Here is an 18,896-nt window from a genome sequence, read left to right on the forward strand (position 1 = left end):
ACCATGCCCCTGTTCCCTCCGAGCCTGGACACCCGGCGGTGGCCGGACCTGGTCGCCGAGGCGCGGGCGTTGTTGCCGCTGGAGAGCCCGCGGTGGACCGACCACAACCACTCCGATCCCGGCATCGCGGTGATCGAGATGCTCGCGTGGCTCGTGGACACGGACGTCTACCGGGCCTCGCGGGTGACCGACCGGCACCGGCGCAAACTGCTCGCGCTGCTCGGCCTGCACCCGGCCGCGCCGAGCCCGGCACGGGTGGTCCTGGCGATCCGGCCCGGGCCCGGCGCGCCGCCCGAACTGCCCGCCCGACTGGGCTTCGTCGCGCACGGGGCGGACGCGCCGACCGGCCTGGAAACGGTCGAGACGCTGCCGTTGACCGGCGCGTCGGTGACGGCGGCGGGCACCGACGACGGCACGGCAGGGGAGTCGGGGTACACCCTCGAGTGGACCGACCACACCCCCACGCTGCTCGGCGGCGCCGCGGTGGACGCGTTGGGCCCGGATCCCGGAGTCGGCGCCGCACTGCTCCTGGGGCTGGACCGGGCCTTGCCCCCGGGTACCGCGCTCGCGCTCCACCTGGACGCGAGCGGGAGCGACGTGGCCGACGTGGCCCATGCCGTGGACTCGGCCCGGGACCCCGGCACCTTGGCGCACCACGGCGCGCGCACCGTGTGGGAGGCCCGCGTGGACGGCGCGTGGCAGCCGCTCGGCGACGTCGAGGACCGCACTCGGGCGCTGACCCGATCCGGCGCGGTGCGGCTGCGGATCGGGCCCGGCGGCCTGCCGGTCGAATCGCTCGGCGCGGCCGGGATGCGCGCGTGGCTGCGCTGCCGGCTCGACCGGGGTCGGCACGACGCGCCGCCCCGGTTGCGTCGGGTGGTCGCCGACGCGGTCGAGGCGAGCTTGGCGGTCGCGGCGGTGGGCACCTACGACGTCGCGTCGACGGCCGTGGTCACCGGCGGAGCGGCGCTGGTCGAGGGCGCGTTCGTGCCGCTGGCGATCACCGTGGACTCCGCGCGCGTGGTGCGGACCGTGCGCGCCGGCGACCCGGCCGCGCCGTCGGTGCGGATCCTGCGCTGGATCGCGCCGACGGCGGGCGCCGCCGGCCGGTTGGCGGCCGAACTCGTCGCGGCCGGCGTCGGCGACGGCGCGCCGGAACAGACGTTCACCCTGCCGGGCGGCGCGGTGGCCCCGGACGCGCCGACAGCCGGCCCGGACCGGGTGTGGCTGGCCGACCCGGCCGGCGGCGTCGAACCGGTCCGCCTGGTCCCGGACCTGGACGCGGCCGGCCGCACCGACCTGCACGCGGTGCTGGACGCCGGGACCGGGACGCTGACCTTCGGCGACGGCCGCGCGGGCCGGGTCCCGGAGGCCGGCCGTACCGTGCTCGCCGCCTATCGGACCACCTCCGGAGCCAGAGGCGGCGCGTTGGCCCCGCCCGCACCCGTGGTCGTCGCGCCCGACGTGCGCACCGGCGTGCTCCTGGGCGGTCCGCCCGCCCCCGACGCGTTCACCGCCGCCCTGGTCGACCCGGCGACGGGCGGTACCGACGCCGAGGACACCGCCGCGACGGCGGCCCGCGCCGAACGCGCGCTGTGGGCCCACGAACGCCTCGTGGACGCGCTCGCCGCCGCCGACGCGCACTCGCTCGACGACCTGCCCCGCGCCGCCGTCCTGCGGCTGACCGCGCCCGAACGCGCGGTGACCCTGGCCGGGATCGAGCGCTGTGCGCTGGACACTCCCGGCACCCGGATCGCCCGGGTCCGCGCGTTCGCCGAGACCGACCCGCGACTGCCGGGCCTGGTCGCGTCGGGCTGCGTCACCGCGGTCGTGGTGCCCGCTCTCCCGCGTGGGCGACCCGAGCCCACACCGGGCCTGCTGCGGGCCGTGCGCCGACACCTGGCCGCACGGCGCACGGCGGGCACCCGGCTGTTCGTCACCGGGCCGCGCTATGTGGTGGTGAGCGCCGACACGACCGTGGCCCTGTTCCCGGGCGTCGACCCGATCGCGGCGACCGCGGCGGTGCGCGCCGCGCTCGACACGTTCCTGCACCCGATCACCGGCGGACCGCGCGGCACGGGCTGGCCGTTCGGCCGCGACGTGCACCGCAGCGAAGTGTTGCGGGTGCTGGACGAGGTCCCCGGCGTGGACCACGTCACCGCGCTCGCACTGCGCGCCGACGGCGGCCCGCCCGGCTGCGGCGGGTTGTGCGTACCGCCGACGGCGCTGGTGGTGCCGGGCGAGCACGCCGTGCTCGCGGTTCGCGGGGAGGAGCGGAGGTGGGTGTGACAGCCGATCGTGTCGTCGAGGCATCCGGTGTCCGGTTGGATGCCGCGGATCTGCGTGATCTCACGGCGAACGAGGCGTGGTGCCCGGCCCGGCACACGCGGGCCGCGCATCGCACGTGGGGTGTCGCGGTGGGTTTGGCGGTGTGGACGTTCGATGTCGGGCGGGTCCTGGTCGAGCCGGGTGTGGCCCTCACCCGCGACGGCGACCTGCTCGTGCTCGACGCCGACGACGTGCTCGTGGTGCCGGGCGAGCGCTCCGTGCGCGCGGTCCGGGGGGAGGAGCGGCGATGAGCGCGGCCCCCGACCGCATCGTCGAGGAACCCGGTGTCCGGTTGGACGCCGCCGACCTGCGCGACCTGACCGCGAACGAGGCGTGGTGCCTGGCCCGGCACACGCGGGCCGCGCATCGCACGTGGGGTGTCGCGGTGGGTTTGGCGGTGTGGACGTTCGATGTCGGGCGGGTCCTGGTCGAGCCGGGTGTGGCCCTCACCCGCGACGGCGACCTGCTCGTGCTCGACGCCGACGACGTGCTCGTGGTGCCGGGGGAGGCGGTCGGGCCGCAGACCGTGGTGCTGCGCCGTGCGGGCGCCGGACCGCGCGGTCGGGTCCGCCGGCTGGAGCCCGGTGACGTCGTGGGCCTCGGGGACGTGCCGCTCGCGGTCCATCACCCCGACTCGGGGCGGTTGGACGTCGGCGACGGCGCCCGGCGCACCGCGCGTGGACCCGGGCCGACCGTGCTGCTCGCGGGCCGGGTGGCCCGGGGCGGGGCCGCCGCCGAGGGCTCGCGCGTGCAGTGGTCGGCGCGGATCGACTTCGCGCGCCCGTTCGCCGAGGCGCCGCAGGTGTTCGTCGGCGCCGAGGGGCCGCCGCCGGCCGGTACCGGTGCCGGCACCGCGCAGGTCACCGACGTCGACACGACCGGGTTCGCGCTCACCGTGCGGCACGCGCTGCCGGAGAGCGGCGACATCGACGAACAGCCCAAGGTGTCGGCGGTGCCGATGGCGTTCGCGTGGACGGCCGTGCTGAGTGCGCGGCGCGTGCCGGCGCTGCCCGGGCCGGTCGACCCGCCGTGCCCGGTGCCGTGCACCCGGCCGGTGGTGTACGTGCCACGCGATCTTCGCGACGCGACGGGGCCCGAGGACCGGGGTGGGCCCGGCCCGGATGCCGGAGCGGGCCGTCGGGGCGGTGATCCGACCGGCCCGGATGCCCGAGCCGGTCGTGGAGCCGGCGAGCCACCCGGGGCCCGATCGGGTCCTCGACGAAGGGGAGAGTCCGCATGACCGGCCCGACCACGAGCGGGGCGGCGTTGCCGCCGACGCATCGCCCGAGCTTCTTCGCCGGACAGGTGCTGGCCGCCGCCGACCTCGACGACGCGGTCTCGGTGGAACGTTCGCGCCGTCGGCTGCACAACCGGGTCCTGCACGGATGGGGCATCGCACTCGGCCTGGAGGTGACCGGCGCCCGGGGTGCCAAGCGCGTCGCGATCGGCGCGGGGTACGCGCTCGACGCGCTCGGTCGCGACCTGATCCTGGCGGACGGCGTCGAGTCGGATGTGCCGGCGGTGGCCGCCGGGCCGGACGGCGGCGACGTGCTGTTCTGCCTGACGCTGCGCTGGACCGAGGACGACGAGGCGGCGGTGCGGACCCGGGACGGGGCGTGCGGTGTGGTCGGCGCGGTGCGGCTCGCGGACGGCCCGACGGTCGGCTGGTGTACCCCGGCGGAACTGCGGGACGGGCTGGACGTGTTGCTCGCGACGGTGTCTGTGCGCGGTTGTGCGCTGACCGCGCCGCCCGATCCGGCCGGGCGCCGGATCCTGGCGGTACTCCCGACGCCGTACGTGGCCACCGGCGCCACGAGCGCGTTCGGCACCGTGTGGTCGGCGGTCGAGGATCCGGCCTCCGGGGTGGTGATCGGGCTGCGCACCGTCGTCGACACCGGCGCGGCGGGTTTCGGCGACATTCCCGCCTACACGGTCCGGCTCGACGGCGATCGGGAGTTGAGCGCGTCGGCCGCGCCGGGCGGCCAGGCCTGCGTGCTCGACGGCACGCCGTACGTGGACGGCGCGGAGCCGGGCCGGATGACCGTGGTGGTACCGCTGCCCGCCGGTCGGATCGGCGGCGCCGCCGGCGGCACCACGACGCTGCCGCTGAATCCGGCGGTGGTGCTGGCCGACCTGGAGACCCCGAACCTGGTGCGTACCGAACTGGGCTGGCACATCTCGTGGATGGGGGTGGAGGGCGGGTGAGCGGCGCGACCGACTACCGCTGGGTCAACGCGCTGGGACGCTGGCCGGGGGCCCGCTTCGAGGGAGTGCGCGCGGACGGCGAGCGGCTGGTACTGGGTCCGGGGACGGCGACGCCGGAAACGATCGCGTGCGTGGACCTGGACCCGGCGGGCGGGCCGCTGGGGCTGGTCGTGCTCGGCGACGGCACGATCGTGGTCGCCGATCCGGGCCACGGTCGGGTGCTGCGCGTGGACGGTTGCGACCACGTGGTGTGCGTGCTGGGCTGCCTCGACGTGGCCACGGGGGATCCCGCCGCGCTGCGCGTGCCGCGCGGACTGTGGTTGCTCGACCGCGAGCGGCTGTTGGTCGTCGGCGACGAGCCGAACCGGTCGGCGCACCATCGGCGTCCCCGGGCCATGGTCGTGCTCGCCGACACCGGCGAGTACCTCGCGCCGTGGACCGACCCGCCGCCCGCCGAGGACCCCGCGCTGCGCGCGGCCCGGCTACGGGTCGGCGGCCTCGCGGCCGTCCGGGTGCCGGACGGGGTACTTGTGGCGGGCGGCGCCGGACAGGTGCCGGGCCCGGGCGTCGTGTCGGTCCCGGACGACGGCTCGCCGGTGCGGGTCCTGGCCGGCGGCGACTTCGCCGGGATCGCCGTCGACCGGTGCGGGCGCGTGTTCGTGGCCGGCCCCGCCGGGATCTCCCGGTTGGGCGCGCGGCGCACCGGCACGCGCGGCGTCGCGGTACTGCCCGCGCCGATCGAGCCGCCCGGCGTCGAACACTGGGACCGGGTCCGGATCCTCCTCGCCGAGCCCGCGCCGCCCGGCACGCACGTGCGGGCGTGGACGATGCTCGCGCCGAAGGGGGTCACCCCCGACCCGCCGGACCCGGCGAGCGCCGACGCCGACGACGCGCCCGTGCCGACCCCCGCGGGCCGTTGGCGGGCCGGCCCCCTGGACGGCTTGGACGTGCGGGTCCTGGCCGGCCCGACCGCCCGCGACACCCGATTGTGGATCGCGATCGAACTGCTCGGCGACGGACGCGGAACCCCGCGCGTGGACGACGTGCGCGTGGAACACGTGGGCCGGGGCCTGCTCGACGCGCTGCCCGCCGCCTACACCGGCGACGACGACGGCTCGGGCACGCTCGGCCGACTGCTGGGCCTGCTCGCCTGCGCGCACGAGGCGTCGGTGCGCGAGCTGGAGGACCTGCCCGCCTCGCTCGACCCGGGCTCGGCTCCGGACCGCCCGGACGATCCGTGGCTGGACCGGCTCGCCCGCTGGGTCGACGCCGCACCGTCCCGCTCCGCCGACCCCGCCACGCGGCGCGCGGACATCGCCGGGGCGTACGCCGCGCACGGCCGCCGTGGCACGCCCGCCGGGCTGGTCGAGGCCGTCGCCCGCGAGACCGGGGTCGCGGTCCGGCTGTCCGAACCGCTGCTCGGCGCCGGGGTCTGGCGACTGGGCAGCGGCGGACTGGGCCGGGACACCGCGACGCATGTCGCGGACCCGGGGCCGCCGGTCCTGGACGCCACGGCCGTGCTCGACGGCGCCCACCTGATCCCGGCGCAGGACCGGGGCCTGCCGCTGTACGCCGCGTTCGCGCACCGGGTGTGCGTACATGTCCCGCCGGAACACGCCGACGCGTTGGCGGAGATCGCCCGCGTGGTCGAACGCGAGCGCCCGGCACACGTGTTCGCGCGCGTGCGGGCGGCCCGGCACGGCGCGATCCCGGGACAGGTCGGCATCGACACCTACGTCGCCGGCCCGCCGCCGGACTGGGCCGCGGGCGCCGGACCCGCGCTCGGCACCGGGATCCGGCTGCCGGGATCGGCCGCGGCGCATGTCGGCGGCCCCGTCGAGACACGCCTCGACACGACGCTTCCCACACCAGGCGGTCGCGGGTCGACCACCCGACCATCTCCAAGGGGTTGAACACAAGTGAGTCAGCACCGTCAGGACCACGCGGCGGACACGGGATGCGGCTGCGACGGGGGCGAGGACGCGGCCCCCGCGCCGCCGGTCCGCAACCGCTTCCACCCGGGCAAGCTGATGGACGTCCGGCACTGGCAGCTCGAACAGACCTACCACCGAAGCACCTCCGCCACCCTGGCCCGCCTGGGTCCGGGCCCCGGCGTGTTGTGCGGACTGGACGTGGAGGCGGACACCGACGGCGGGTTGACCGTCCGCCCCGGCGTCGCGGTGGACGGCCACGGCCGGCTGATCGTGGTGGACCGCCCGGTCCGCGTCGACGAGCCGTCCCAACCCACCGACTGCGCGGGCGAACCCGAGGGCGACCCGGTCCACGACGGCACGGTCGCGATCGTGCTGTGCCGGCACGAGTGCGGCACCGAGTTCGTCCGCAGCCCGGTGGTCGACTGCGAGGTCCGCGAGGAGTGCGTCCCGTCGCTGACCCTGGAACGGTTCCTGATCCGGGTCACCGCCGGCGAACCGGAGCCGGTCGGCCTGACCGAGGAACAGTGCGCGGCGATCTTCCCGGACCGGCACGGCGAGGACTTCGACCGCCGCGAGCGGGTTGCCGACACCGTCGAGCACGAGTGCGACTGCGCCGACGACTGCGTGGTCCTGGCGACCATCACCTACGCGCCGGAGCGCGAGCCGGACCTGGACACGGTGACCGCGCGGCCGGTCGTCTACTCCAACCGGGTCCTGTTCGACCTGCTGATGTGCCTGGCCGAACGGGTGGACGCGTGCTGTACGGGCCGTACCCGCCCGCCCCGGATCACCGGGTTGTGGCCGCAGGTCGGCACCGACGCGACGCCCGCGACATGGCGCGCCTTCGTCGCCGAGAAGCGCCTGGAGATCGCCTTCGACCGGCAACTCGCCGACGCCGCGTTCGATGCCCCGGACCCGTGGGTGGGCGTGTGGCAGCTCGACCACACGGGCGTGCAACGACTGAAGCTGACCCGGGCCGGCGGCGCCTTCACGCACGTGAGCGTGCCGGCCGACGGCGAGGGCGTGGCATACACGGTCGGGCTCAAGAGCGAGGGCCTGCTGACCCAGACGGTGTTCGTGGTGGCCTCGCGGGTGCCCGGCGCCGGGCCGCCGCGCGCTCAGGACCCGGACGGCCTGGCGCTGGACCCCGACCTGGTCGGCACCGGGCTCACCGCCGCCGACCGCGACACGCTGTGGGCGATGGCTCCCGGCGCCCCCAAGGACACCGCCCTGGCCGACCTCGTCGAGCGTGCGCCGCTCGCGGCGGTGCCGCCGTTCCCGTCCGGGAACGGGACCCAGGGCGGCGAGTTGCACGTGTTCGCGCCGCCGCCCCCGCCGACCGAGCAGGTGGAGAACGGCCCCAGGCTGCTGCGGGTGTGGCCGGAGGGTGGTTCGCGCCTGAAGGCGGCCGGTCGGCTCCAGCACGACTGGAACCGCTTCGACCGCACTCCGCACGTCGAGCTCACCGTGGACCGGGCCCTGGCCGACGCCGCGTTGGCCGAACCCGACGGCTGGCTCCGGCTGTTCCAGGCCATCCGGGACGGAGACCGGCTCGCCGGCTTCCGGCGCCTGGACCTGGGCCCCGGCGCGCGCGGCGAGTCGCCCGGCGGCTCGGTGACGTACGTGTTCGGCGCGGACGGCGTGCGGCTCGCGGTCTTCGGCGCGGCGCCCGCCCTGTTCCTGCTCCAGGTGCGGTCGTCGGCCGCGAGTCCCGTGCCGCCGGTGGGCGCGGACGAGCCGGCGCTGCCCTTGGACGCGGACTTCCTCGGGACGGCGGCGGACAACCACACGCTCTTCTCGATCTGGTCCGGGCAGCAGGTCCTGTCGCCACCCCTGTCGGCGTCCGCCCTCGGCTCCCGGTCGACCGTCGGTGTCGAACTCTTCGACGGAGTCCCCGGCGGGTTCGTGCACCTCGCCTTCGAGGTGGCGCCGCAGTGAATGCCGCAACCGGCGCGCGGCGCCACCGCACGGGATCGCACGGGTGCCGCCCGCCCGGAAAACGGGATGTCGGGCGCCACCGAGACGACGCATACCGAGGAGCTGAGGGACGTTGACGGTGCACGAACGAACGATCCGGCCCGCCGCAGTGGCCGGACACGGCGGCGGCGGCTGCGGCTGCGCCGGCGGGAGCGAGACCTCCTCCGCCTGCGGATGCGGTGACTGCCTGGCCGGGAACGCCACCGGGCGGCTGCGCCCGCGCTGGTTCGGCGGTCAACTCGTCGGCCCGGAGGACCTCGCCCAGACCGGCGTCTGGCTGCTGGAACGCATGCGCCGGCACAACCGGCTGCTGCACGGATGGGGTGTGGTGTGCGGGGTGACCGTACGCACGGTCCGCTACGGCGACGGTGGCCGGCTGCCGTGGCTGCTGGACGTCTCGCCCGGCTACGTGCTGGGCCCGTACGGGGACGAGATCGTGGTCGACCACAAGATCAGGGTGGACGTACGCGATTCGCTGCCCGGCGGTGCCGACGGATGCCCGCCGCCGAGCGATCCGTGGTGCGCACCGGTGCGCGAGCGGCGTGAACCCGGACGCACCTACTACCTCGCGGTGCGCTACGAGGAGTGCCTCACCGCCCCGGTGGCGGCGGCCGGTTGCGGCTGCGAGGACACGGCGTGCGAGTACAGCCGGGTTCGGGAGGGCTTCGCCCTCGGCGTGCTGGACACGCTGCCGGACGTGTACGTCAACGGCGAGGACGACAGCCGGCAGGAGACCACGGGCTGTTCGTCCCGGATGTCGGAGACCGGTACGCGTCCGTGCCCGCCGTGCCCCACCCAACCCTGGGTGGTGCTGGCCGACTTCACCGTCGCGGCGGACGGCACCCTGTCCGTCGACCAGTTGCGCAACCGTCGCTTCACCGCGTCCTTCGGCGGTTACGGCTTCTTCTGTGGGCAGCCCGGCCAGGACCGGCTCACCGGCTGGACGGAGGTGACCCGACAGGCCCTCGCGCACGCCTTCTCCTCGTCGTACGCCCAGGAAATCCTGGCCGCCGGCGACCCGGAGGCCGTCCGCGCCATGCCCGCGCGCACGCTCCTGGGCGTCGCCCGCACCGCCCGACTGGCCGACCTGCTCGGCGACCGCACGGTGGCCGACCTGGCCCGTGCCGATCCCGAGACCCTGGCCGAAGAGGCCCACGCCGCCGAGGTCCCACCGGGCCCCGTCCTGGAAGCCATCGACCGAGCCAACCTGGTACTACGCCTGACCAGCGGCTGACCTCCACGGGACGACCCATCCTCACAACCCGCACGAACGCCCACGACCGCGCCCGGGACGGACCACCCCGGGCGGGTCGCGGACGCGGCCACGCACCGACGCTCCGATGCATCGAGGCGCCAAGGCATCGAGGCATCGGCCGAGACTGAAGCCGAAGTCGAGAGTGCGAGTCGGCGGGCGCGGCGACATCGGGCAGTGCCCGCGTCGGTACGGGCGGCCCGAGCGTGGCCGGATTGCGGCCTGCGGTGGTCCGGGGCCCGGCGTTACCCTGAGAGACAGCCGAGGCGGTCCGCTGTGCGGGAAGGGATGCCGATGGCCGGCGCGTATGTGTACGACTTCAGCGAAGGCTCCCGGGAACAGGCCGCGCTGCTCGGGGGCAAGGGCGCGAATCTCGCCGAGATGACCCGGTTGGGACTGCCGGTGCCGCCCGGTTTCACGATCGGCACCGACGCCTGCCGGGTCTTCCTGCGCACGGGCGCGCCGCCTGCCGAACTGGAAGGCGAGATCGCCGACCACCTGGCCCGCCTGGAGGCATCGATCGGGCGAAGCCTGGGCCGGCCCGACGACCCGTTGCTGGTCTCGGTGCGATCGGGTGCCCGGTTCTCCATGCCCGGCATGATGGACACGATCCTCGACGTCGGCCTCAACGACGCCTCCGTGCTCGGCCTCGCCAAGGCCCGCGGCCGGGAACGCTTCGCGTGGGACTCGTATCGCCGACTCGTGCAGATGTACGGCACCACCGTGCTCGGCGTGAACCCGGCGCGCTTCGAGGACGTGCTCACCCGGCGCAGGCTGCGCCTGGGCGCGGCGGACGACCTGGGGCTGGACGTACGCGAGTTGACCGGGATCGTCGACGAGTTCCGGGCGATCGTGCGCGAGGACACGGGCGAGGAGTTCCCGCAGGATCCGCGCGAGCAGCTCGCGGGCGCCGTGCTCGCGGTCTTCCGGTCCTGGAACGGCGAGCGGGCCCGGGTCTATCGGCGGCGCGAGCACATCCCGGACGACCTGGGTACCGCGGTGACCGTGCAGGCGATGGTGTTCGGCAACTCCGGACCGGACTCCGGCACCGGCGTCGCGTTCACCCGCGACCCCGGCACCGGGCGCGCCGGCGTCTACGGCGACTACCTGCCCGACGCCCAGGGCGAGGACGTGGTCTCCGGCGTTCGGGACGCGCTGCCGCTCCAGGCCCTGGAGGGGCTGGACCCGGCCGCCTACGCCCGCCTGACCGAGTACCTGCGGCAGCTCGAATCGCACTATCGCGACCTGTGCGACGTCGAGTTCACCATCGAGCGCGGCCGGTTGTGGATCCTGCAGACCCGGGTCGGCAAACGCACCGCCGAGGCCGCCTTCCGGATCGGCTGCGCGCTGGTGGACGAGGGAACGATCACCTGGTCGGAGGCGCTCTCCCGGGTCGACGGCGGGCAACTCGACCAGCTCACCTTCCCGCGCTTCGACGCGCACGGCGACGCCGCGCCGCTGGCGCACGGCATCCCGGCCTCGCCGGGGGCCGCGGTCGGCGCGGTGGTGTTCGAGGTCGCCGAGGCGACCCGGCGGGCCGCGGCCGGAGAGCGGGTCGTGCTGGTCCGCCACGAGACCAGCCCGGACGACCTGCCCGGGATGATCGCGGCCGAGGCCGTGGTGACCGGGCGGGGCGGCAAGACCAGCCACGCGGCGGTGGTCGCCCGGGGCATGGGCAAGGTCTGCGTGTGCGGCGCGGCCGACCTGGACATCGACATCGAGGGCGGGCGCTGCACCGGAGCCGACGGGACCGTCGTCGAGGCGGGCGACGTGGTCTCGGTGGACGGTACGGCCGGCACCGTGTACGTGGGCGCGCTGCCGCTCGTGCCCTCGGCGGTCACCCGCTACCTGGAGACCGGCGCCCGTTCCGCCGGCGTGGTCGAGGCGGTCGCCCGCTTCCTGGACCGAGCCGACCAGGTACGGCGGTTGCAGGTCATGGCGAACGCCGACACGGCCGAGGACGCGGCCCGGGCCCGGCGTTTCGGCGCCCGGGGAATCGGCCTGTGCCGTACCGAGCACATGTTCCTCGGCGCCCGGCGCCCGCTGGTGGAGGATCTGATCCTGGCCCGTACCGACGCCGACCGGCGACACGCGCTGGACGCGCTGCTGCCGCTCCAGCGCGAGGACTTCACCGACATCCTCGCGGCGATGGACGGCCTGCCCGTGACCATTCGGCTGCTCGACCCGCCGCTGCACGAGTTCCTGCCCGACCACACCGACTCGGCGGTCCGGCTGGCCCGTATGCGCGCGATGGGCCGGGAGCCGGCGCCGCACGATGTGCATGTGCACGAGGCGATCGAGCGGCTGCACGAGGCCAATCCGATGCTGGGCCTGCGCGGGGTACGCCTGGCGCTCACGGTTCCCGGCCTGGTCGCCACCCAGGTACGCGCGATCGGCGAAGCAGTGGTCGCTCGGCTGCGCGCGGGCGGTGATCCGCGGGCGGAGATCATGATTCCGCTGGTCGCCACGGTCGAGGAACTGCGCGTCGTGCGCGAGGAGGTGGAACGGGTGCTCGACGAGGTCGGCCGGGCCGCCGGGCTGCCGGTGCGCTGTCCGGTGGGCACGATGATCGAGTTGCCCAGGGCCGCGCTCACCGCCGGGAGCATCGCGCCGACGGCGGACTTCTTCTCGTTCGGCACCAACGACCTGACCCAGACCACATGGGGCCTGTCCCGCGACGACGCCGAGGCGTCCTTCCTCGCCGCCTATCTGGAGCGCGGCATCCTGGCCGTCTCGCCGTTCGAGAGCATCGACCGGGACGGTGTCGGCCGCCTGGTCCGACTGGCCGTCGACGAGGGTCGGCGGGCCAGGCCCGATCTGCGCATCGGGGTGTGCGGCGAACACGCCGGAGACCCCGCGTCGATCCACTTCTTCCACGAGGTCGGCGTCGACTACCTGTCGTGCTCACCGTTCCGCCTGCCGAGCGCCCGCCTGGAGGCGGCCCGCGCGGCGGCGGGCACCGACGCCGAGGCGGACTCGCGCTGAACCTCCGGCCGGAGCCCGCGCAAAATGGCTGCGCGGGTGCGTGCTCTCCGTGCTTTCATGTGCCGCATGGTGTCCCTTGACCGGCTGTCGGCCTTCGCGGCCATGTCCTTCCTGCTGATCGTGATACCCGGCCCCAGCGTGCTGTTCGTGGTCGGCCGGGCCCTGGCGCAGGGCCGCCGGGCGGCGCTGACCACGGTGGTGGGCAACACGATCGGGGCGTACGTACTGGTCGTGGCGGTGGCGCTCGGGGTGGGCTCCGTGGTGGAGCGGTCGGTGCTGGTCTTCACGGCGCTGAAGCTGGTGGGCGCCGCCTATCTGGTGTACCTCGGGGTGAAGGCGGTGCGGGAGCGGGGGTCCCTGCACGCCTCGATCAACGGCACGGTCCCCGCGCGGGGCGGCCTGCGCACGTTGTGGGAGGGGTTCGCGGTCGGCGTGGCCAACCCCAAGACCATCGTGTTCTTCGCCGCGGTACTGCCCCAGTTCGTGGACCGCGACCAGGGGCACGTGATGGCGCAGATGTTGCTGCTCGGCCTGGTGTTCAACGTGATCGCGGTGGTCTGCGACAGCCTCTGGGGCCTGGTCGCGGCCTCCACCCGGACCTGGTTCGCGAGTTCCCCGACACGCCTGGCCCGGGTCGGCGGGATCGGCGGCCTCACCATGATCGGTCTCGGTGTCACCGTCGCGGCCACGGGCCGCAAGGACTGACCCGGGTCGGGGCACCCGCGCGGCCCGGGACGGCGAGTCGGCGTCGGGTCCGGCCGTGGGCGGCCGCGGTCAGGTGAGCGGGATGCGGGCGCGGACCCGTTTGCCCGCCGCGTTCGGTTCGACCGCGAAGCCCGCGCACAGGGCGCGCACGATCTCCAGGCCGTGCCGACCGATGCGATCGACGTCCCGGGTGTGCGGTACGGGCAGGGTCGGCGTGCCGTCCGACACCGTGACGTGCAGGTCGTGCCCGGCGATCTCCAGTTCCAGCAGGCACGGCCCCGGCGCGTACCGGGTGGCGTTGGCGATCAACTCGTCGACGACCAGCGGGACCACCTCCACGGCCCGCGTGGTGATCGGGACGCCCCCGACCGCCCGGGCCCGCTCCAGGAAGCGCCCGGCGAAGGCGCGGGCCCGGCGGGTCGTTCCGGGCGCGCCGTCGTAGGCGATCGACTCACGCATCGGGCACCGGCCCCGGAAGCCGCCGGATTCCGGAAACGCAGGTCCTCATCATGTGCACCCGCCCTGCCTCGACGCCGAGAACTGCACGGGACCCGAGCCGGGTTCCGGTCGATCGGGCGGATGCCTGCCCTGCCCCGGGGGACCCACTCCCGACGTGGCCGGCGGAAGTGGTTCGGAGGCGATCCGTGGCGGACGCGGCGGTGACCGTGGCGATTCGGCCATGGGGTCGTGTCCGAGATCGACGGGGTGGAGGGTCGCATTCCGGCCTCGACACGAGGCCGAGGGCCGACCCGCCGCGTTCCTCGCGAGGCCGATTTTCCGGGCCTCACCGCCCGTAGTCGAGTGATTACCTTCCTGTTCGCGGCGGGTGTCGGCGGTTGGTAACACGGCCGAAACAGCATGGGTCGCCACTGTCCGTAAATGGGGTTTCACGCACCGCTGTCGATGCGAGAGCGTTGCCTGCGTCGACGCCCGCCGATCAACCGGCGGAAAACCGACGCATAACCGTTCGGACCCATCGAGGAGTGAGGACACTCGCATGATTCGTAAACTCGCCACCACGGCCGCGGCCGCCGCTGCGGCCACCGTCCTGGGCGCGCTCACGCTCGCCCCGACCGCACGGGCGGACGTCGCGGACACCGCCTCCTGCCCCACGGGCAGTCTCTGCGTCTACAGCGGACAGAACCTGACCGGCACGCGGACCGTCGTGCCCGCGCGGATGATCGAGGAACGCCAGGACGCCGGGTACACGATCACCGCTCCGGTGTTGTCGATCGCCAACCGCACCGGGTTCGACGTGCTCCACGGCGTGAGCCATCCGGTGGTCTGTATCCGCTTCCCCTGTTATCAGTACACGGTGCACGGTCGCGTCGACGCCGGTCGCGATCTGGCGAGCGCGGATGCCGCCGGACAGCCCCTGGTCGTGGGCCGGGACTACGGCCGCTAGACCCGGGATCGGCCTGCCGGCCGGCTCGGTCGGGGACCTCCCCGACCGGGCCGGCCGGCCCCCGGGGTCAGGCTCGCGGGGCCGGGCGGGTGAGCCTGAGGAGGATCTCGTCGTTGTCCTCGTCGCTGCGACGACCCTCCTCGGCGAACCCGAGTCGGGCGTAGAACCCGCGGGCCAGGGTGTTCTTCTCGTACACCTCCAGCGTCAGCGCGCCACGCAGCGCCGCCGCGTGCTCGACGAGCAGTCGGCCCACGCCGGTGCCCTGGGCTTCGGGAGCGACGAACAGGCCGCCGATCTCGCCGCCGACGTCGCCCTCGATCTCGGCGTCGAGCAGGCCCAGGAGCGCGACCACCCTGCCGTCGGCCTCGGCCACCCAGTTGTCGGCGTGGACCAGGTAGATCTCGCGCATCTTGCGTTCGCGCTCGCCTTCGCCCTCGCCCGGGACGAACGGGTGCGCGGCGCGGCCCGCGCGCGACCAGACGTCGACCGCGGCGTCCTCGTCGACGGGGCGGTAGGGGCGGATCCTCGGAGTTTCGGACATGCGTGCGACCGTATCCCACCGGGCGGTCGACGCTCGGCCGGGTTTCCCGTGCCCGAGGCGGCATCGATCGGCACCGGCGCGGCCAACGCGTCGCGGCGTGCGGCCGGCAGCCCCGCGGCACCGATGCGCCCGCTCCCGTTCCGGCTGCGCCGACGCCCGGATGTGTGCACCGGAACCCGCTCGCCTTGACGCTCGTGGTGCTGACGGCGACGGGTCTCGGACGCCCGACGCCGCACCGGCAGGGGGTGGGTTCGGGCGGAGTCTGCGGGTAGCCGGGCGTCCGGCCGCGCCCGCGTGCCCGTGCCGAACGGCTCCGGGAGTACGGGCCGTTCGACCTCAGTCGCCGCTGTCCGTCGGGGCGAAGTCGGCCAGGGGCGGAACCGTGCCGAGATGCCACAGGAGCCAGGGGAGGCCGATGCCGCCGAGGACGACGCCGAGTACGAAGCCCGCCCGGCCGGCCCGCTCGTGGAAGGACACCGACATGCCCACGACGGCCCCGACCGGCACGCCCGCCATCGCGGCGAAGAACACCGTCCCGCAGCCGCCGAGCGGGATGTCGATCCACCACCCGTTCGGCCCACCCACCATGAGGTCCCGGGCAACGGCCGCCGTGAGCGCCGCGTTGAAGAACACCCAGACAGCCACCACCGCGACCACGATCACGGCCAGGACCGGCAGGAACGCCTTCCCGGCCACCCACGAGAGCAGAGCGCGCGCCCACCTCAAGGGGTTCCTCCCGACCGGGACGACCGATTCGACGCCGGCCTGCGCGGGTCGGTCGGCGGAAGCCGCGTCGGATGTCGTGCCGGCGGGTGATCGCGGTGTCGGGTCGGGGTGATGCCACGGATGCGTTTGAAGGCGACGCCGAGCGCGAACGTGTCCGCGCAGCCGACCTGTCGGGCGATCGAGGCGACGGTGGCGTCGGTCTCGCCGAGCGGGTCGGCCGCGAGGGCGATGCGGCGCGAGGCCACGTGGGTCATCGGCGGTTCCCCGACGCGCGCGGAGAATCGGCGGGCGAAGGCGGCGCGGGACAGCCCGGTCCTGGCCGCCGGTTCGGCCACCGTCCACGGGTGTGCCGGGTCGTCGTGCAGCAGGTGCAGGGCCTCGCCCACCACGGGGTCGGCCGCCGCGTGGTGCCAGACCGGTGCGTCGGCGGCGAGTACGTCCACCGCACCACCGTAGACGCACACATCGAGGCGAGCCGTGCGGCCATGGCGGGCCGGTTCGGCCGGGCATTGACCGGGCCCATGACATGCACGACTCCGCCGACTTCGTACGCGCGGCCGCCGGGTCCTGGCGGCGCTGACGGCGCTCCGCGAGGGGAGCCCCGGCGAGGCGAAACTCGCGCGGGGCACCCTTCGGGTCAGGCCCGCATGCCGCCGTCGACGCGCAGGACGGTGCCGGTGACGTAGGAGGAGCGGTCGCTGAGCAGCCACGCGGCGGCCTCGGCGATCTCATCCGGATCGGCCGCGCGGCCCAGTGGCGTCCGGGCGTTCAGGCGGTCGACGACGCCGGGGGAGTTGTGCTCCCACTCGCGCACCATCTCGGTGAGCGTGGTGCCGGGGGCGATCGCGTTGACCCGGATGCCCTCGGGGCCGTACGTGACGGCCGCGGACTCGGTGAGGCTGTTGACCGCCCGCTTCATCGCCCCGTAGGCGGGCAGTTCGGGGTTGCCCCGCAGGCTGCCGACGCTGGAGTTGTTGACGATGGCCCCGGTTCCGGCGGTGGCGCGAATCGCGGCGACCTCGGCGACCATGGCCAGCCACGTGCCCTTGAGGTTCACCGTGTAGATGTGATCGAAGTCGGCCTCGGCGACCCGGTCCATCGGGCCGGGCGGGATGCCGGTCGCGGCGTTGTTGAAGGCGACGTCCAGTCGGCCGTACAGGTCCACGGTGCGGTCGACGGCGGCGCGTACGTCGGCCGGGTCCGCCAGGTCGCAGACCGCGTAGTCGGCGACGCCGCCCCGGGCCCGGATGTCCTCGGTGACCGCCTGAAGTTGGCTCTTCGTTCGCGCCGCGAGCAGCACGCGAGCGCCCTCGCGGGCGAACAGCCGTGCCGCGGCGGCGCCTATGCCGCGCCCGGCGCCGGTGACGAAGGCGACCTTGCCGGCCAGCAGACCCTCCCGGGCGGCGGCGGGTGGGGTGGTGTTCGGTGCGTTGTCCATGGCAGCGAGCCTGCCGTAGCCGGCGGCGCCCGGCCAGGTACCGGTGGTACCCGGCCGAGCACCGGCACTTCCACCCGCACCGAGGGTGCGGACGGACGGGAACCGGCGGGGCTCCCGCGCGACCGACGCGAACGCCCGCACCCCCGCCGACGCGGGTCCGTCGGTCCGGGTGCGCCCGCTCCGATCTTGCCATTGCGGCAAGGAACGTTGCCGAGATGTCGAGGGGGCGCGGATGCTGCACATCGAAAGGGAGGTGTGCGGCATGAGGGAAAACGGACAGGATTTCGCGGCCGATGCGGTCTCGACGGACGCGGGCGATGTCGTGGGTTCGGGGTCGGGTGACCGGGAGCGGCGTTACGACGTCGTCGTGGTGGGCGGCGGCGCCGCCGGATTGAGCGCGGCGCTCACCCTGGGGCGCGCCCGGCGGTCGGTGCTGGTGGTCGACGCCGGACAGCCGCGCAACGCGCCGGCCCACGGGGTGCACAACTTTCTGGGCAGCGAGGGCATCGCGCCGGCCGAACTGCTCGCGAACGGCCGCCGGGAGGTGGCCGGTTACGGTGGCGAGCTCACCAAGGGCACGGTGGCGGGGGTACGGCGCGCGGCGGACGGCGACTTCCGGGTGGGGCTGGTGGACGGCCGCTCGATCCGGGCCCGGCGGCTGCTGGTGACGACGGGGCTGGTCGACGAGCTGCCGGCGGTGCCCGGGCTGGCCGAGCGGTGGGGACGCGAGGTGTTGCACTGCCCGTACTGCCACGGCTGGGAGGTGCGGGATCAGCCGATCGGTGTCCTGGCGACCGGACCGATGGGCGTCGAGCAGGCGCTGATGTGGAGCCAGTGGAGCGGGCGGGTGACGTTGTTCCTGCACACCGGTCCGGAGCCGGACGACGAGGCGTACGAGCGGCTCGCCGCGCGCGGTGTCGGCGTGGTCGACGGCGAGGTGCGGGCGCTGCGGGTGGACGACCGGGACGGGTTGACCGGTGTGGTCCTGGCCGGCGGGACCACCGTGCCGGTGCGGGCCCTGGTGGTGGCCCCGCGTTTCACCGCCCGCGCCGCGCTGCTGAGCGATCTGGGACTGGAGACCCGGGAGGCGGAGATGGGCGGACACGTGCTGGGTACGTACGTGCCCACCGACGCGTCCGGTGCGACCGCGGCACCCGGGGTGTGGGCGGCGGGCAACGTGACCGACCTCGTCGCCACCGTCGTCGGCTCCGCCGACTCCGGCATGCGCGCGGCGGCGGCCGTCAACGCGGATCTGATCGCCGAGGAAACCCGACAGGCGGTCGGCACCCGCCGCACATCGGGGTAGGGCGCCCGGCGAGGCCGGTCCGAGCGTCCCGCGCCCATCGGGCGCGGGACCCCGCCCGGTCGGCCCGGGAGTCGAGGATGAACGAGGCCCGGTG

16 protein-coding genes are annotated in these 18,896 nt (G+C 75.0%); 11 read left to right on the top strand and 5 right to left on the bottom strand.

What is annotated here, in order from left to right; translation table 11 throughout:
* The first annotated feature begins 3 nt into the window (after nt 1-3).
* The 9 genes from OG948_RS49745 (at nt 4) to OG948_RS49785 (ending at nt 13,386) form a co-directional block, all read left to right on the top strand.
* Nucleotides 4-2,289 (top strand): hypothetical protein, encoded by a 2,286-nt coding sequence (locus tag OG948_RS49745; RefSeq protein ID WP_331771660.1) that lies wholly within the window; start codon nt 4-6, stop codon nt 2,287-2,289.
* A complete protein-coding gene (locus OG948_RS49750) occupies nt 2,286-2,579 on the top strand; it encodes a hypothetical protein (RefSeq protein ID WP_331771661.1) in 294 nt (97 codons plus the stop codon). The genes OG948_RS49745 and OG948_RS49750 overlap by 4 nt, the downstream gene beginning before the upstream one ends.
* The gene (locus OG948_RS49755; RefSeq protein ID WP_331771662.1) at nt 2,576-3,568 is read left to right on the top strand and encodes an H-type lectin domain-containing protein; all 993 of its coding nucleotides are present in this window, start codon (nt 2,576-2,578) and stop codon (nt 3,566-3,568) included. Before OG948_RS49750 ends, OG948_RS49755 begins: the two co-directional genes overlap by 4 nt.
* Nucleotides 3,565-4,533: a hypothetical protein gene (locus OG948_RS49760; RefSeq protein ID WP_331771663.1), complete on the top strand. Its 969-nt coding sequence runs from the start codon at nt 3,565-3,567 to the stop codon at nt 4,531-4,533. Before OG948_RS49755 ends, OG948_RS49760 begins: the two co-directional genes overlap by 4 nt.
* Complete coding sequence (locus OG948_RS49765) at nt 4,530-6,446, top strand: phage tail protein (protein ID WP_331771664.1); 1,917 nt, start codon at nt 4,530-4,532, stop codon at nt 6,444-6,446. Before OG948_RS49760 ends, OG948_RS49765 begins: the two co-directional genes overlap by 4 nt.
* Nucleotides 6,447-6,452: 6 nt before the next feature.
* A complete protein-coding gene (locus OG948_RS49770; RefSeq protein WP_331771665.1) occupies nt 6,453-8,405 on the top strand; it encodes a hypothetical protein in 1,953 nt (650 codons plus the stop codon).
* 118 nt (nt 8,406-8,523) lie between these two features.
* Nucleotides 8,524-9,678, top strand: coding sequence for a hypothetical protein (locus OG948_RS49775; RefSeq protein ID WP_331771666.1), 1,155 nt, complete (start codon nt 8,524-8,526; stop codon nt 9,676-9,678).
* Between the two features lie 312 nt (nt 9,679-9,990).
* Nucleotides 9,991-12,681 (top strand): pyruvate, phosphate dikinase, encoded by a 2,691-nt coding sequence (gene ppdK / locus OG948_RS49780; RefSeq protein ID WP_331771667.1) that lies wholly within the window; start codon nt 9,991-9,993, stop codon nt 12,679-12,681.
* Nucleotides 12,682-12,747: 66 nt separating this feature from the next.
* A complete protein-coding gene (locus OG948_RS49785; RefSeq protein WP_331771668.1) occupies nt 12,748-13,386 on the top strand; it encodes a LysE family translocator in 639 nt (212 codons plus the stop codon).
* Nucleotides 13,387-13,455: 69 nt separating this feature from the next.
* On the opposite strand, the gene OG948_RS49790 is transcribed toward OG948_RS49785, so the two are convergent.
* A complete protein-coding gene (locus OG948_RS49790; protein ID WP_331771669.1) occupies nt 13,456-13,845 on the bottom strand; it encodes an ATP-binding protein in 390 nt (129 codons plus the stop codon).
* Nucleotides 13,846-14,383: 538 nt separating this feature from the next.
* Between OG948_RS49790 and OG948_RS49795 the strand changes: the two genes are divergently transcribed.
* Nucleotides 14,384-14,791, top strand: coding sequence for a peptidase inhibitor family I36 protein (locus OG948_RS49795; protein WP_331771670.1), 408 nt, complete (start codon nt 14,384-14,386; stop codon nt 14,789-14,791).
* Nucleotides 14,792-14,858: 67 nt separating this feature from the next.
* On the opposite strand, the gene OG948_RS49800 is transcribed toward OG948_RS49795, so the two are convergent.
* From OG948_RS49800 to OG948_RS49815, 4 genes are all read right to left on the bottom strand, one after another.
* On the bottom strand, nt 14,859-15,332 hold the full coding sequence (locus tag OG948_RS49800) for a GNAT family N-acetyltransferase (RefSeq protein ID WP_331771671.1): 474 nt from the start codon (nt 15,330-15,332) through the stop codon (nt 14,859-14,861).
* 336 nt (nt 15,333-15,668) lie between these two features.
* Nucleotides 15,669-16,058, bottom strand: coding sequence for a hypothetical protein (locus OG948_RS49805; RefSeq protein ID WP_331771672.1), 390 nt, complete (start codon nt 16,056-16,058; stop codon nt 15,669-15,671).
* Nucleotides 16,055-16,501: an AraC family transcriptional regulator gene (locus OG948_RS49810; protein ID WP_331771673.1), complete on the bottom strand. Its 447-nt coding sequence runs from the start codon at nt 16,499-16,501 to the stop codon at nt 16,055-16,057. The genes OG948_RS49805 and OG948_RS49810 overlap by 4 nt, the downstream gene beginning before the upstream one ends.
* A 194-nt stretch (nt 16,502-16,695) precedes the next feature.
* On the bottom strand, nt 16,696-17,496 hold the full coding sequence (locus OG948_RS49815; RefSeq protein WP_331771674.1) for a glucose 1-dehydrogenase: 801 nt from the start codon (nt 17,494-17,496) through the stop codon (nt 16,696-16,698).
* Nucleotides 17,497-17,758: 262 nt separating this feature from the next.
* Here OG948_RS49815 and OG948_RS49820 point away from each other — a divergent pair, with 262 nt between their 5' ends.
* A complete protein-coding gene (locus OG948_RS49820; RefSeq protein ID WP_331771675.1) occupies nt 17,759-18,802 on the top strand; it encodes an NAD(P)/FAD-dependent oxidoreductase in 1,044 nt (347 codons plus the stop codon).
* Nucleotides 18,803-18,896: the final 94 nt, after the last annotated feature.

It is taken from the genome of Embleya sp. NBC_00888, assembly GCF_045207655.1.
Classification (GTDB): Bacteria; Actinomycetota; Actinomycetes; order Streptomycetales; family Streptomycetaceae; genus Embleya.